This window comes from Psychrobacter sp. CX90 (assembly GCF_057396305.2).
This window is the reverse complement of record NZ_CM182008.1, coordinates 552199-567811: the sequence shown is the minus strand read 5'-3', so window position 1 is coordinate 567811 and position 15613 is coordinate 552199. Positions and strand designations below refer to the sequence as shown.

Here is a 15613-nt window from a genome sequence, read left to right as displayed (position 1 = left end):
ACTACCTTTTGAGATTTCTTTTAGTGAGTGTTTTCCATGCGTAGAGCTACCATAGATATTAATCAGTCCGCACTTACTCATAACTTACAGCAAGTCAAACACAGGGCGCCAAAATCAAAGATATTGGCAATGGTTAAGGCCAATGCCTACGGTCATGGTATTGAAAATATTTTGCCTGCGCTTGATAAAGCCGATGCGCTTGGGGTCGCCTGTTTTGAAGAGGCCAGACAACTACGCCGTTTAGGATGGCGAAAGTCATTAGTTATTATTGAAGGCGTATTTAGTGAAGCTGAATGGCATGACTCATTAAATAATGACTGCCAAAATCTAATTCATCATTGGCCACAAGTTAGATGGGCGATTGACCACTTGCCTCACATAAACTCACCTAGCCGTACCTTATGGTTAAAGCTGAATTCCGGTATGAATCGATTAGGTTTTGAGCCAGATACCATAATTGCTGTGGCAAAAAAACTGTACGATGCCGGCTATAAACTGATATTAACATCACACTTCGCCAATGCCGATGATGCCAACCACCCGTTAAATGCTGAGCAAATCGACACATTTAATAGTGTTTTAAAGCAACTACACCGTGACGTATCGCCCAGTATAAAAGCCTCATTATGCAATTCGGCAGCTATTTTTAATTTCCCCGAATGCCATTATGATTGGGTACGCCCGGGAATTATGCTATATGGTAGCTCGCCTCTTAAAAACAAAACTGCAAAACACTTAAACTTAAAAGCAGTCATGCGCCTTAGGGCAACATTGATGGCTATTCATCATATTCCCACTGGCACTAGCATCGGCTATGGTAGCCTTTATGTTACCGATAAACCAACCAGAAAAGGCATTGTGTCCATTGGTTATGGCGATGGTTATCCCCGCGTCGTTAATGAAAGCGCATGGGTCAGTGTTGAGGTAGGTACTGAAAAAGTCAAATGCCCAATTATAGGGCGTGTGGCTATGGATATGATAGCGATTGATCTTAGTCAGGTACCTGAAGCTCAAATAAATAGCCGTATTACTTTGTGGGGAGAGATTGATGATAGTGAGCCAGCTGTCGATGAGATTGCAGCATCCGCAAATACCATTGGTTATGAGCTGATGTGTAGAATGACGCCTCGTGCGTTACGACAGATCAGCTGACTTTTAACATTTAGCCCATCATATATTAGAGCACGTGCTGTTTTACAGTAATTCACACTTCATGGATTAAAATGGTTATATTTCTAACACGCTTTCTCTGATATCTAATTGAGAACCTGTATTTACAACCTATAGTCAGCGAACTACTAAACGGTTACGGCGTTAACCTCGTTAAGCCTACTCCACTACTCCAGTAGTACTTGCACTCGGTTGCCTTGTAACCATTTTAGACTTCTTTGACTATATCATTGGCTATTTTCGTTTAAAACAAGCCACTACTTCGTTAACATTAGGATTAAATATAATGATGACTATTCAACCCAATTTTGCCTTGCCTTGTATTGTCTCATTTTTATCCTCACAATTTAAATCAAGACATACCCTAGGGTAAAATTTACACCTACCCTTTTTACATAGCCAAAAAGTTCGCTATACTGTAAGTTTAAATAGTTTAAATAACAACTTTTAATGAAACGAGACCATCATGAGTGTGCGTCATTTTTTAACTTTACTTGATTTAACCCCTGCCGAGCTTGAGGGCATTATCAAACGTGCTTGCGAGCTGCGTAAAATGCAGCACGCTGGGGAGATTTATCAGCCCTTTGTTGGACGCACTCTGGGTATGATTTTTGAAAAATCATCAACCCGTACTCGTATTTCATTTGAGACTGGTATAGGCCAGTTCGGTGGTCAGGCTATTTTTCTCTCGCCTAAAGATACACAACTTGGCCGTGGCGAGCCTATCGAAGATTCTGCCCGTGTGATATCAAGTATGGTGGATATTATTATGATTCGCACCTTTGGTCATGATATCGTCGAGAAATTTGCTGAATACTCCTCAGTGCCTATAATTAATGCGTTAACAGATGACTTCCATCCCTGCCAACTTTTAGCAGATATGCAAACGTTCTATGAGCATCGTGGTAGCATCAAAGATAAAACCGTTACTTGGGTAGGTGATGGGAACAACATGTGCTCATCCTTCATTACCGCCGCACATCAGTTTGGTTTTGAGCTGCGAGTTGCGGCACCCTATGGTTTTGAGCCCAATCAAGCGCTCCTTGATAAGTTTAAGCACTGTGTCACGCTTGTTGAAGATGTACAGGATGCAGCAAAGGATGCTCACTTGATAGTAACCGACGTCTGGGCAAGTATGGGACAGGAAAATGAACAAAGCACCCGTGCACGTCGCTTTGCGCCTTATCAAGTAACACCCTCGTTAATGGACAAAGCAGATCCTGACGTTTTATTTATGCACTGCCTACCAGCACATCGCGGTGAAGAGATATCACATGATATGCTTGACGATCCCCGTTCAGTGGTTTGGGATGAAGCCGAAAACAGATTGCATGCGCAAAAAGCGCTCATGGAGTTTTTATTACAAGATAAAATTAAACTTAGCGAATCAGAACGGAGCGATAAAAGCCGTTACTATACGACAAATAGCGCCGAGTGAAAGCTAAGCTATAAACTAGGGCGTGTCCTCATTTTGAAAATGGAGATAAAAATAAGATAAATCGAAGTCAGACAAGGAAAATAAGAGATAAATATCGAGATATTTCCCCGTTATTTGACATGGTATGACAAGATTTAGCTATTTTTAGCCCATTTAAATGCAATTGTACGAATTGAGGACACGCCCTAAAAGAAGGACTAAGTATTTATTGATACTTAGACCTTCTTTTAGTTTATAGCTAATACTTTAAAGCTATCAGTCAGTTTCTCTATAGTCTATTGATTAACGTAACGACATGGCGAGCCAAATTCAGTATGCTGCGCCCCCCATAGGCGGTAACCTTGGGTGTCAAGATGGATAGAACCAGTCGCATACATACCCAAACCTAAATTGTAGGACTCGCCTTGAGTTGCCCAAAATTGACAAAGCCTGTCTTTCATAGGGTTTATGTACCAAGGCTCATCATTGTACTCTGGTACCCAAACGTCAATCGCACCATTGGTCATATGCTTGCTTGAACCCGCTCCCCCTGCACAAGCATTTAGACCCGGCGAACGATACACAGAACGTATCTCAGTACTTGCTGGCAATATGCCTTGAGACTTAAGCTCATTAAACACTCTAAGAGTCAAAACTATATTGGTCCAAAGCTCACGCGGGGGTACTTGATAAGGTTCATACCCACAGTCTGCCCAACTGCGTGCCGTAGATAAAAGTTGCTCCATTGGAGGAACATTTCTGCTCCCGACAAACCCGCTTAAAAAGTTTTTGTATTCTTTGACTTGATTTGCTCGGTAAGAAGAGGCATTTAACCACTGAGAAAAATCTAAACGGTCTATAATTTGATTCTGTCTACCATCATATTGCTGAGAATTATTAAAGGGTTTGATCCGGGTACGTTGTTCAATGTTAAGGGATTTATCATAACGTGTTGCTTCAGCCTTTCTGATAAGCTGACCAATACTATCTTCGTTACTGTCAAAATCCTTGCCACTAACACGGTCATACCCACTATCGATATTCATTAATCTGACTGGATTACTGCTGTTTGCTACGGCAGGATTATTTGAAGTCGCATATACGGGTGTTATTTGTCTACTTTCTTCGATATTAGCTTTTGGCAGCTGTGAATAAGTGATCTCTGCCGTCGCTTCCTGAACACTGCATATAGCAGTAACTAAGCCAACTAATGTTATTGATGCATATTTGACCTGCTGGGAATGACAACTGCTTTGTATTTTTTCAAAATTTGACTCTATAAGTGAAATCAATGTCATAAGTTTGGTTTTCCAATTTCAATGTTGTACGCTGTTTACTAAATTGACCACTTTGGCGACATATCTCAACAACAAATATGTCCAGCCTTCTAATTAAAAATTTCTCAATATGTCTTACTAATATGTCTTAATGATATCTTAGAATTAAGTGTATACAATAGGCACATCCATCAGACTAACTAATACCCCTCTTAACTACTTGATACTATCAAATTTACTAAAGTCACGTTAAACTATATCGTTCCACTTATTACTAAAACATTGCTGGTGTTTAGGCAAATTGAAGCCAAATAGTGAGTAGTTTTAGTTCCACTTTTTATTGCTAGGTCTAAATCAACCTATGTCAAAGCAACAACAATACCGTTTTTCTCGACAAACCCACCATTTTGGCAGAGATGATACCCCTAGCATATGGGAACGAATTCATATAGATCCATGGTTAATGCTGATTTTACTAACTATATGCTTTATCGGACTGGCCATTTTATATAGTGCTTCTACACAAAACACCAGCATGGTAACTAGGCAAATGGTCAGTTACGGTATTGCTATTATCGTTATGATTACTATGGCCCAGATACCCCCTGCTGTCTATCGAAACTTTACCCCAGTCTTTTACATTGCAGGTATGTTTCTACTGATACTGGTAGAGGTTATAGGCGAAGTACGCATGGGTGCCCAACGTTGGATTCGGATTCCTGGTTTCGGCAGTGTGCAGCCCTCAGAGTTTATGAAGCTTGGCATGCCAATGATGTGCGCTTGGTATCTATCTAGACGTGAGCTACCTCCCAATATTGTATCAGTGATGGCTACTTTAGCACTGATACTGCTACCTGTAATTCTAATAGCCAAAGAACCCGATTTGGGTACCTCGTTACTCGTAGCTGCCAGTGGCATATTTGTCTTATTTTTGGCTGGGTTGCCTTGGTGGATGATAGGTTCTGCTATTGGTATGATGATTCCATTGGTATGGATTGGCTGGAGCTTTTTGATGCACGACTATCAAAAGCAAAGGGTGTTAACGTTAATCAATCCCGATGTTGATAAGCTTGGTGCGGGATGGAATATCACACAATCTAAAACAGCCATTGGTTCAGGGGGGTTAACAGGTAAAGGGTATTTGGAAGGTACCCAGTCTCACCTACATTTTTTACCTGAAGGCCATACTGACTTTATCATCGCCGCTTTTTCTGAAGAGTTCGGTCTTGCCGGCGTTAGCGTGCTCATGTTTCTTTATGCCTGTTTATTAGCAAGATCTTTATTTATCGCTTATGTGCACATAAATACTTACGGCAGATTGCTTGCGGGAGCAATTGCTTTGTCATTCTTTGTATATGTTTTTGTTAATGTGGGCATGGTTGGTGGCATTTTGCCTGTAGTGGGTGTCCCTCTTCCACTTATTAGTTATGGTGGGACAGCAGTTATCACACTCATGGCAGGCTTTGGACTTTTAATGTCCATTTATACCCACAATACAAAGTAGTCTTATATTAAATGCATCACATTTAAACCATTAGCTTAGAACACTAGCCAAAAAATCAGCCGTCAAAATTTTAACGACACTAGCTGTCGTTTATTACTGAACATCTTATCTTTAACACTCATTTTTTATCTTTTTTTTGCTATGATAAATTTAATAAAACAGTTTATTATAGGCAAATATGGCTTCAGTCAATTACGACAGACTTCAAGGTAAACTTAATATCTTAGCAGATGCAGCCAAATATGATGTATCTTGTTCCTCTTCGGGTGGAAATCGAAAAAATCAAGGGGGTGGACTAGGTGATGCCTCTAAAACTGGCATATGCCACAGCTATACCGAAGATGGACGCTGCGTTAGTTTACTTAAAATACTGTTAACCAATCATTGCATTTATGACTGTGCTTACTGTACCTCTCGCAAAAGTAATGACACTCCGCGAGCGGCTTTTACTGTTGAAGAGGTCGTCGAGTTAACCATGCAGTTTTATCGCCGAAATTATATCGAAGGTTTATTTTTAAGCTCAGGTATTTTCAAAAATGGCGACTATACTATGGAGCGCTTGGTCGAGGTTGCCAAGCTATTAAGAACACGTGAACGCTTCAATGGGTATATTCATTTAAAAACCATCCCTGGCGCAAGTAAAGAATTGTTGTATCAAGCCGGTCTATATGCTGATCGCTTAAGTGCTAATATTGAAATCCCCACAAAGTCTGGTCTTGCCTTATTAGCGCCTGAAAAGAGTCATGCGGCCCTCCAAGCACCCCTACAAACTGTGAAAGATGAAATTATTACCATCAAAGAAAGTCGAAAAAAGCATAAAAAAACACCTAAGTTTGTGCCAGCAGGGCAAACAAGCCAAATGATTGTAGGGGCTAGTAACGAAACCGACTTACAAGTGATTCAACTCTCTGACCACTTTTATAAAAAGTATGAGCTCAAGCGTGTTTATTATTCAGGCTATGTACCGATGTTATCTGATAGTCGTTTACCCGCAATAGGTACACCTGTGCCTATGGTTCGAGAAAACCGTCTATATCAAGCCGACTGGTTAATGCGTTTCTATGGTTTTGCTGCTCATGAAATTATTGAACCTGATGAGCCATTCTTGGATTTAGAATGTGATCCTAAGCTAGCATGGGCTATCCGCCATCGTGAACACTTTCCTGTAAACGTACAAACTGCCTCTTACGAAGCCATTGTTCGAATACCTGGTATTGGCATTAAGACGGCTAAGAAAATCATCAAAGCACGCAAATTTAATCAAATTACCCTAGAGCATTTAAAAAAAATGGGCGCTGCTGTTAATCGTGCTAAATACTTTATAGCGACAACAGGTAAAAATGAGCATCTTGCCCACTTGACTCGCGATAACTTTCGTCAATATGTGCTGGCACAAACTCAAACAAAGTTTAAAGATGAGCGTAGTGGCCAACTGGCTCTATTTTGATCCTATACGGATTTATGATGTTGAATAGCTAAAGCGTGTTCTCATTCTTATCATCATAATATAAATAATTACTTATCAATTAAATCAGCTGCTATATTAACCAATATAAGCATACGCTTTAAATTTACCCAAATGATGACGCCTCATACTGTGACAAATTACTTAATAAATCATAATGAGCAATCACCCTCTCAGGGTAACTCTGTACTTGTCGTTTACGAATCAAGCTTTGAGGGGTGGTTAAGTGCTGTATTTTACGTTTATGAGCATAGTTTACAGCATACCCCTGTATTAAGACTTGTTGATCATAGGTGTTATAAGCCTTCCTTGATTGACGACGCCTTTACGGTGCCAGTTGATACGATAAAAGCGCAGCGAGTATTCGTCAAACTAGAAGCTCTGCTTGGTCGCAGTGGTATGCGACAATTATTATGGGGATTTTTAGCCGAAAAAGACAATATAGGCACCACCCTGTTTCGCATCGTCAAATACGCTATCGACTATCCCAATCGAAATATTTTGCAAGACTTGGGAAACATAGATGTTCTAGAGCTTTCTCAAACCGTAAAATCTGTGGGCCGTGAAAAGCATCGTATGGAAGCTTTTGTTCGGTTTGAGCATACAAAAGACGATATATATTTCGCACGTGTTGAGCCTGATTTCAATGTACTTCCGTTAATTGGTGAACACTTCCGCCAGCGTTATCAGGATCAAAACTGGGCTATCTATGATATCAATAGACACTACGGTATCTATTTTGATATGAGTGAATCGATGCCCAACCGTCCTGCCCCTCTTCAGACCATTAGCGATATTGACGATAGTGTCCTACGTAACCCATCAAGTATTCATAGTGAAGATGAAATGCGGTATCAGCGATTTTGGCAGGGCTATTTTACTAATGTTAACATTAAAGAACGTAAAAACCCCCGTTTGCACAAGCAATACTTACCCCAGCGCTATTGGAAGTACTTAAGCGAAAAGCAAGTACTGCCAACGGCTACCCATCTTCAAAAAAAACGTAATATCTGATGAATTCTTTTCATAAAAAATATAAACGCCAATCTACCCCTCTTCCCGAGTAATTAAGCTTTTTAAAGGGTATAGCCATGATTGATTTAGTTGATAACTGAAGCTATTTTATTATCTCTACTTTGATGGCATATATGCCCGCTTGTTTTTTGCTCTATTTTGCCTGACAATGGGCGTGATTAATTATCCTACATATTCCACCGTATTTGTATAAGCAAAATACCTTATGAAAGTTATGCGTTTATTATCTTCTTTAAAGCACGATGAATCCGAACGTGGTATTTATCATCTTGGTCGTGCTTTAGTGAAGCAGAAACATACTTCAATTATTATTGCGTCCGCTGATGAGGATGAAGAGTTAGTTAAGCGTCTTAAACGTGATGGAAACATCTACCACAAACTTGAAATTACTAAAAAGTCATGGGTATCATTGCGTCAGGTTATTCCCCTTCGCGCTCTCATTGAAAAATATAATCCTGACATTATACATGTACATTCACGAACCCCAGCTTGGGTTTTATACTGGGCTTTAAAAAGTATCCGGCTAAAAAATAAACCTAAGCTCATCTCAACGATGTATGGGTTTTATCCCTTTAATAACTATGGCAAAGCCATATTTAATGTTGACCGTATTATCACAGTTTCAGACAGTGTGACAGAATATTTAGTTAAAAGTCTGGCTGAGGTTCAAGCACCACCCAAAAAAATAACCCGCATATATCGCGGTGTTGACACCCGTAGTTATCCCTATAGACATAATCCCTCGGTCTACTGGCTGATGCGCACATTTAGTGAATATCCAGAGCTTGAAAATAAAAAGTGGCTTTTGTTTCCAACTATTGTTGGTCACGAGTATGGTCAAGAGTGGCTTGTAGATATTATAGGGAACTTAGGTGAGCAGTATCCTAACCTTCATATCATCGTTATGGATGATGATGACGCGCGTCATAGTGTGGTTTTTGAGGAGTTTCATCAAAGGATATGGGCGCTCGAGCTAATCGATAAATTTACATTCATAGGGTCTAAGCGTAATGATTTACGAGAATGGCTAGCGGCATCAAATATTGTTTTGGCACTAGCCAATCAGCCCGAATCAATAGGTATGAATGTACTTAAGGCGATTCATCTTGGCACCCCAGTCGTTGGCTGGGACAAAGGGGCTTTTAGTGAGATTTTAGAACCGCTCTATCCACAAGGTTTGGTTAGAGATTACAATGCAAATACCCTATGTAAAGTAATCAAAGGACATCTTGAAAATGTCATAAGACCCTCTATAACTGATAAATTTACTATGCGGCAAATGATCAGTGAAACCATGCAGGTTTACGACGAATTGTATAAAGAAAAGTTAGCAGACGAAGCCTTCTAATTAGAAATTATATAATAGGGTATATTGTACAATATATATAGCCGCATAAAAGAAAACCCAAGCCTAGGGCAAAGACTTGGGTTTTGTGCGGTACTTGTAGTTATTATGCTTTTCCGTTGTTACTCGTCCTGAGTGAAGTATATTACAAACATCAAAGTAAAGACTCATATTCCACAGGGCAATGGCATACATCTTTGATGCAAACTAGATATAGGGCAGTACTAGTTTATTGTAATATAATCAACACCTTCATCCTTGTCATCCTTGTGTTGATGAGCTTATTTTAAGCCGATTACTCATCGTTGACTAGCGGTCAAAAACCCAAATTAATGTAAGCATTTGCTTACAACGTCTCTGCTAGATTTACATTTGATTTATTCTCTCTTGATATAGCCCTTCCTTCCTTAAGTCCTTCTTCAATTTTCTCTTTTGTTTCTTCTTCGTCCACTTCCAGCGCAACTGGCGCATTATTCGCTTGTTCCTCTTGAACATTTGGCTCATATTGTAACGTGGTTAATACAGGGAAATGATCTGAGCCAATTGATGGCAAACGTTTAATGTCAACTAGAGTAAAGCACGGACTATGAAAAATATGGTCTAATGCCCAACGTAAGAAAGGGTAATTGACGTGAAATGTGTTAATAAAAAAACGGCCTATACGAGGGTCCAATAACTGAGAGACACGTTGGAACATTCTTGTCGTTTTTGACCACGCCACATCATTTAAATCACCTGCTAAAATTGCCATTTGATTATTTTCTTTGATATGCCTACCTACCATTAATAATTCTGCATCTCTAGTAGTAGATTTATCCGCTTCTGTAGGACTCGGTGGCATAGGATGTAGGCAATACAACCAAACTATCTTACCATTGCTAAGCCTAATACGAGTATGAATGGAAGGAATATCATTGATAAGGAGGTATTTAACTTCAGGATTAATAAGCTCACATTTTGAATATAAATGCATGCCATATAAGTTATCTAATGGTACTTTTACACTATAAGGATAATCTTTTTCGATAACGCTTAGCGCATCTTGCCACTTTTGATCTGATTCCAAAGTAATGAGTACATCTGGGTTATAGGTAAGAACTAGATTTATTAAAGCGTGAGTATTGTTGTTGGGCGTCAATACGTTTGATACCATGATTTTTAGTTGGGTAGCATTGGCTATAGACTTTGCCATTCTGACTTCTTTTTTCCAAATACGTGTATACGGTAGAACCCTTCGAAGCTGATATAGAATTGCCAGCAATAAACTAACATACACTATCCAATCTAAGCGCTGCCAACTGCCATAATAAAAGCTCATCCCTATTAAACTAACTACGCCTAAAACTAAAAATTGAATTCGCGGAAAATCTGTAGCTCTGACCCACCAATGGTCTAAAGGTAACAACCCCCATACTGTCAAAAATATAACGAGTCCAGCCAGTATTTGAAAAAACAGATGCATAATGTCAACCATAATAAGCCCATATGGTTCTCATGACAGGTTTGTATATCAGCATAATATTCCGCTCTAATTTTTTATATATTCATTACAAAGAAATACTCAAATTACACCAAACTCTGAGTCTAGACAATAGGGAAAGCAAGAGTAACGCTTCAACTATTCAAATTAGCTAATTAAATGACGTTGATATCTTAGAAAAGATATAAGTACACTTTTATATTTTATTGCACAATAACAATGTGAGTGATTTAATAGTATTTGCCCTTTAGAGTTTATAGAACCATTACTATGTGAAATATAGGTGTAATGGACAAAATTCATGCTATTTGAGAGACTTTGACGTTAGAAAGTCTTTAATAAACCGTAACTTACGGCTCTCATTTAGTCCATGATGACTGTGTAATTTCCGTTTAAGATCACTAAACAAACCTTCAAGAGTATTGGTTGTATTTGCTATATCTAAATGCTCATATTCTTGGTAAGTAAATAACCAATCACTATTAACTCGTAGGCTACGATAAGCACTTCTAAGACGCTTATGAGTGTACCAAGTTTTACCCGTATTTTCATTCACACTACGCGCATTTAAGTAGGTTTCATGAGTCAAATACCAGTCATCCAAGGCAGTGACAAACGACTTACTATCGGGCTTTGTAAGCTTTAGAGCAAGCTGTCTGAGCTCAATACTCGCTATATTTTTAGGTCGACGAGTCAGGTAGCGGGTCACTATTTGTATTTGATGAAACTAGCACATTTGACAAGGTATATCATTAAATAACGCTCTTAATCCTCGTCTTCCATCACAGGTAATGCTTTGTATCTCAATGCCTGAGGCTTTTAAGTGGTCTATGGCTTGTTTGTAGTCTTGGTTGGTTTCATGACCAACTATGCCGTAATGTAAAACAGCTTGGGTGGTATTGTCTACAAAGACCATGAGACCAAACTTGCGTCCAAAGTACGTGGTATCCATAATGATATTAGCTTGCTTTGGTCGCTTGATACGATAATTAATATCGACTTTGTCTAAGTGTCTTTGAATGGTTTTTATGCTACAGCCATATTTGTTTGCTAATTGTTTATAGGTTTGCTTACCTTGGGTATATTCTGTCCATAACGTTTGATTATTGAGTCGTCTGCCCCCTAAAAACTGCCTACCACAGCTTAAACATTGGTACTGTTGTTTACCTTTTCTGTGACCGTTCTTTTTGACGTGTTTTTCATGACAAAAAGGGCAGTTTTTTTATTCATGACTTTCAATCCTTGCAAATACAGGTAGTATATAGCTTTAGATAGGGTGTCAGCATGAATTTTGTCCATTACACCATAAAATTTTACTATTTGTCATTTAAACTAAACCAATCTATCATGAAGAGATGAACAACTATAACGATAATAAATACTGATAATTTAATTGTAATAAGCCCACATTAATCCCAGTTTCAATCGTTATTTTTGAATCACTTTATCCAAAATAATCTTTGAATTAATACTCATAATGCCACTAACTTTGTTAAGTTTATTGATGACAAGATTTGAAAACGAATTTAAATCTTCTGTCATGATATATAAAATATAGTTAGATTCGCCTGTGACAATATAAGCATTAATCACTTCTTCAAACATCTTAATTTGCTCAAGCATATGTAGATGATCAGTTTCGGTGAGTTGCGATAGTTTAATTTCTACAATAGCAAAAAAATTCATTCCTAATTTTTCGTAGTTTATCTTAGCCTGATACCCTTCAATCACGCCACGCTTTTCCAAAATCTTGACCCGCCGATGGCAAGCTGAAGCGGATAAATTCACTAGCTCCGCCAACTCTTGATTGCTTAATCGGGCATTTTTCTTTAAATGCTTCAAAATCTTGTGGTCTATCACATCGATGTTCATTATTGAATATCATCCTAATTTATAAAATATATTTAGAATACTATCCTAATTTTAATGAATTTAATACATGATAATAGGAAGATTGACGAATTATTTAATGCTAGTATTAATTTATACACTTTTTTATCAACAGGAGTTAAGAAATATGATTACTCAGGAACAATGCCGTGAATGGGATAACGAAGATCCTCTTGCAAAATTTAAAGATGAATTTGTATTGCCTTCTGGTGTTATCTATCTAGATGGTAACTCACTGGGAGCAAAGCCTAAAACCGCCCTTGCAAAAGCCGAGCAAGTCATTTCAAAAGAATGGGGAATAGATCTTATTAACAGCTGGAATAAAGCGGACTGGTGGGGTTTAGCGACTAGGCTTGGTGATAAGATTGCTCAGTTAATGGGTGCCAACCCCAACGAGACGGTGGTCTCAGATTCAACCAGTGTCAATTTATTTAAGGTATTGGCAGCGGCTATTAAAAACCAAGCCGAAGTCGCTCCTGATCATAAAGCTATTATTGTTGAAAGAGATGTATTCCCAACCGATCTTTATATCGTACAAGGGTTTATCGACTATTTTAATCAAGGTTATGAGATAGTACTTCTTGAGGATCCTGACGATTTGGAAAAGGTATTAACTAACCATAAAGTAGCAGTCACGGTGTTGTCGCAAGTAAATTACCGTAACGGTTATCTATACGATATGGAACAATGCAATCAGCTCATCCATAAGCATGGGTCGATGGTAATTTGGGATTTATCTCATTCGATTGGGGCGGTGCCGATAGACCTTAATAAGACTAATAGTGACTATGCTATTGGCTGTACTTATAAATATCTAAATGGTGGTCCCGGCTCCCCTGCCTTTGCTTGGGTAAATGCAAAGCATCAAAATAAATTTTGGCAACCGCTTTCTGGTTGGTGGAGTCATAAGCAACCCTTTGCGATGGAAGATAGTTATGAGCCTGCAGAAGGGATACGGCGCTTTTTATGTGGCACTCAAAGTATTGTGTCTATGAGCTTGATCGAATGCGGCTTGGATATATTCTTGGCTACTACTATGGAAGAGGTTCGTAAAAAGTCGCTTAAATTAACCGATTTATTTATGGATTTAGTCGCCCAAGAATGTGGTGAATTTGGCTTAGAATTAATTACCCCTAAAGACCACCATTTCCGTGGTAGTCATGTTAGCTTTGCGCATAAAGAGGGCTATGCCATTATTCAAGCATTGATTGCCCGCGGTGTCATTGGGGATTATCGTGAACCTGAAGTCCTAAGATTCGGTATTACTCCTTTATACTTAAGTTACGAAGATATTTGGACGGCGGTACAAGAACTTAAGCAGGTCATGCAAAACGAAGAATGGAGAAATGAGAAATTTAAGGTTCGTGCTGCGGTGACTTAATGCAATACCTTCGCCAATCGTTATTTGCTCGCTCTATTTAGCGAATTTGTTATAAAAATCGGTATCTTTAAAGAACATATAAAGATCGAAGGTTTTGACAAAGATTTTGACTAAAGTGAGGTTTATACATTGGTAATTGCATGACATTAAACTGTGGGTGAAATATAAACTAGTAATAGCACATAGTCTACAGAATTTGGTATTGCTAGTTTCACTCCTTGTTACAGGAAGTTTTTATTTTTAAGGAATAAATTATGTCAACCGTTGTATCTAGCCGTTTACCTGATGGCCCTAATTCAAAAAAAATCGTTACTGCGGCCGTAATCGGCAGTGCTTTAGAGTTTTATGATTTTGTACTCTATGCGTTTTTTGCGGTTTATATTGGTAAAGCTTTTTTCCCCTCTGACGATCCCTTCATTAGCTTATTGCTGTCATTAGCCGTATTTGGTATTGGTTTTATCACTCGCCCACTTGGCAGTATTATCTTAGGTATTGTGGCTGACCGTAAAGGGCGTAAAATCGCCCTGTTACTCACGATTCTTTTTATCACTGTGGGTACTATAGGATTGGCTTTGACACCTTCATATGCCAGTATTGGCATTGCTGCCCCTATTATTGTCTTAACGTGTCGTTTATTACAGGGATTTGGGTTAGGGGGTGAAGTAGGCCCCTCCTCGGCCTTTTTAATCGAAAGCGCACCCTCGCATAAACGTGGGTTATTTGGAAGCTGGCAACTGGCTTGTCAGGGCTTTGCAGCCATTATGGCAGGTGGTTTTGGGATAATAATGATATTATCTTTGAGTACTGAAGATATGTTTGCTTGGGGTTGGCGAGTACCTTTTTTCTTGACACTTTTACTGATTCCGATTGCCTTATATTTACGTAATAATATGGCTGAGACTTTGCATGAAAATGATGTAAATACCATGCCTTCGCCTACTAATACCCTCAATTCGTCTACCAATGTTCATACGTCTACTCATAAAACTGACTCAACAAAGATCAAAAAATCCTACCTCCCTTCGGTTGTTAAGACGGGTGAATTTTGGCGTAAGATTTTTATAGCGTTTTGGGCAATTGCTGGTATCACAGTGCCCCTGTATGTCTCTATCTATATGAATACTTATGCGACAACCACCTTAAAGCTTAGTCCTGCCATTTCTATGTCAGCCACACTGGTTTCTGGTATCGCCATTTTAATGTTTGCAGTATTAGGAGGTTGGCTTAGCGATAAATTTGGCAGAAAAAATCTAATGTTTTGGCCACGGGTTGTATTAGTCCTTATATCCTTGCCCCTCTTTAATTACTTGGTGAATAATATTGGATTGTCATCCCTGATGATAACCACCTTTGTTCTGACTGGATTTACGGCATTAAGTGGCGGCGCTTGTTTGGTCGCTGTTCCTGAATTATTTGATAGAAAAATTCGCGCTACTGGACTTTCTGTTGCCTATGCAGGAGTGGCTATTATATTTGGTAGCACAACCCAGCCCGCTATAGCTTGGCTTATTGAATCGACAGGTAACCCTGTTGCTCCAGCTTGGTATATGATGTTTATCGTTTTATTATCAATCATTGCGGTTTGGTTTATGGAAGAAACTGGCAATAAGGCTTTAAAATAAGTAACTTTTGAAATAAGTAACTATTTA

11 protein-coding genes and 1 pseudogene are annotated in these 15613 nt (G+C 38.8%); 8 read left to right on the top strand and 4 right to left on the bottom strand.

Going from position 1 to position 15613, the window contains the following annotated elements:
* Nucleotides 1-36 precede the first annotated feature (36 nt).
* On the top strand, nt 37-1152 hold the full coding sequence (gene alr, locus AC2SLN_RS02290) for an alanine racemase (protein ID WP_486548766.1): 1116 nt from the start codon (nt 37-39) through the stop codon (nt 1150-1152).
* A 484-nt stretch (nt 1153-1636) separates the two neighbouring features.
* Nucleotides 1637-2608: an ornithine carbamoyltransferase gene (argF, locus tag AC2SLN_RS02285; protein ID WP_486548767.1), complete on the top strand. Its 972-nt coding sequence runs from the start codon at nt 1637-1639 to the stop codon at nt 2606-2608.
* Between the two features lie 275 nt (nt 2609-2883).
* On the opposite strand, the gene AC2SLN_RS02280 is transcribed toward argF, so the two are convergent.
* Nucleotides 2884-3885, bottom strand: a complete 1002-nt coding sequence (locus tag AC2SLN_RS02280) for a D-Ala-D-Ala carboxypeptidase family metallohydrolase (protein WP_486548768.1) — start codon at nt 3883-3885, stop codon at nt 2884-2886.
* A 340-nt stretch (nt 3886-4225) separates the two neighbouring features.
* Here AC2SLN_RS02280 and rodA point away from each other — a divergent pair, with 340 nt between their 5' ends.
* The 4 genes from rodA to AC2SLN_RS02260 all read left to right on the top strand — a co-directional run bounded on the left by rodA (nt 4226) and on the right by AC2SLN_RS02260 (nt 9216).
* Nucleotides 4226-5368, top strand: coding sequence for a rod shape-determining protein RodA (rodA, locus tag AC2SLN_RS02275; RefSeq protein WP_486548769.1), 1143 nt, complete (start codon nt 4226-4228; stop codon nt 5366-5368).
* A 178-nt stretch (nt 5369-5546) separates the two neighbouring features.
* Complete coding sequence (locus tag AC2SLN_RS02270) at nt 5547-6815, top strand: putative DNA modification/repair radical SAM protein (protein WP_486548770.1); 1269 nt, start codon at nt 5547-5549, stop codon at nt 6813-6815.
* Between the two features lie 150 nt (nt 6816-6965).
* Nucleotides 6966-7847, top strand: a complete 882-nt coding sequence (locus AC2SLN_RS02265) for a TIGR03915 family putative DNA repair protein (protein WP_486548771.1) — start codon at nt 6966-6968, stop codon at nt 7845-7847.
* Between the two features lie 226 nt (nt 7848-8073).
* On the top strand, nt 8074-9216 hold the full coding sequence (locus AC2SLN_RS02260) for a glycosyltransferase (RefSeq protein WP_486548772.1): 1143 nt from the start codon (nt 8074-8076) through the stop codon (nt 9214-9216).
* Nucleotides 9217-9559: 343 nt separating this feature from the next.
* On the opposite strand, the gene AC2SLN_RS02255 is transcribed toward AC2SLN_RS02260, so the two are convergent.
* The 3 genes and pseudogenes from AC2SLN_RS02255 to gigD all read right to left on the bottom strand — a co-directional run bounded on the left by AC2SLN_RS02255 (nt 9560) and on the right by gigD (nt 12565).
* Nucleotides 9560-10687 carry an endonuclease/exonuclease/phosphatase family protein gene (locus AC2SLN_RS02255; RefSeq protein ID WP_486548773.1) on the bottom strand — a complete coding sequence of 376 codons (1128 nt, stop codon included), beginning with the start codon at nt 10685-10687 and terminating at the stop codon, nt 9560-9562.
* Nucleotides 10688-10997: 310 nt separating this feature from the next.
* A pseudogene (locus tag AC2SLN_RS02250) lies at nt 10998-11915 on the bottom strand (IS256 family transposase, variant Zn-binding type); the annotation flags it as partial.
* Between the two features lie 206 nt (nt 11916-12121).
* Complete coding sequence (gene gigD / locus AC2SLN_RS02245) at nt 12122-12565, bottom strand: Lrp/AsnC family transcriptional regulator GigD (protein WP_486549573.1); 444 nt, start codon at nt 12563-12565, stop codon at nt 12122-12124.
* 145 nt (nt 12566-12710) lie between these two features.
* Between gigD and kynU the strand changes: the two genes are divergently transcribed.
* Together kynU and AC2SLN_RS02235 are read left to right on the top strand one after the other, a co-directional pair.
* Nucleotides 12711-13964 (top strand): kynureninase, encoded by a 1254-nt coding sequence (gene kynU / locus AC2SLN_RS02240; protein ID WP_486549571.1) that lies wholly within the window; start codon nt 12711-12713, stop codon nt 13962-13964.
* Nucleotides 13965-14218: 254 nt separating this feature from the next.
* Entirely contained in the window at nt 14219-15586 is a 1368-nt protein-coding gene (locus AC2SLN_RS02235) for an MFS transporter (RefSeq protein ID WP_486549569.1), read from the top strand.
* The last annotated feature ends 27 nt before the right edge of the window (nt 15587-15613 follow it).

Excerpts from the sequence above, each read along its gene's own strand:
- gigD (WP_486549573.1), bottom strand. The coding sequence starts at position 12,565 with ATGAACATCGATGTGATAGACCACAAGATTTTGAAGCATTTAAAGAAA.
- AC2SLN_RS02270 (WP_486548770.1), top strand. The coding sequence starts at position 5,547 with ATGGCTTCAGTCAATTACGACAGACTTCAAGGTAAACTTAATATCTTA.
- rodA (WP_486548769.1), top strand. The coding sequence starts at position 4,226 with ATGTCAAAGCAACAACAATACCGTTTTTCTCGACAAACCCACCATTTT.
- AC2SLN_RS02260 (WP_486548772.1), top strand. The coding sequence starts at position 8,074 with ATGAAAGTTATGCGTTTATTATCTTCTTTAAAGCACGATGAATCCGAA.
- AC2SLN_RS02235 (WP_486549569.1), top strand. The coding sequence starts at position 14,219 with ATGTCAACCGTTGTATCTAGCCGTTTACCTGATGGCCCTAATTCAAAA.
- AC2SLN_RS02255 (WP_486548773.1), bottom strand. The coding sequence starts at position 10,687 with ATGGTTGACATTATGCATCTGTTTTTTCAAATACTGGCTGGACTCGTT.
- alr (WP_486548766.1), top strand. The coding sequence starts at position 37 with ATGCGTAGAGCTACCATAGATATTAATCAGTCCGCACTTACTCATAAC.
- AC2SLN_RS02280 (WP_486548768.1), bottom strand. The coding sequence starts at position 3,885 with ATGACATTGATTTCACTTATAGAGTCAAATTTTGAAAAAATACAAAGC.
- argF (WP_486548767.1), top strand. The coding sequence starts at position 1,637 with ATGAGTGTGCGTCATTTTTTAACTTTACTTGATTTAACCCCTGCCGAG.
- kynU (WP_486549571.1), top strand. The coding sequence starts at position 12,711 with ATGATTACTCAGGAACAATGCCGTGAATGGGATAACGAAGATCCTCTT.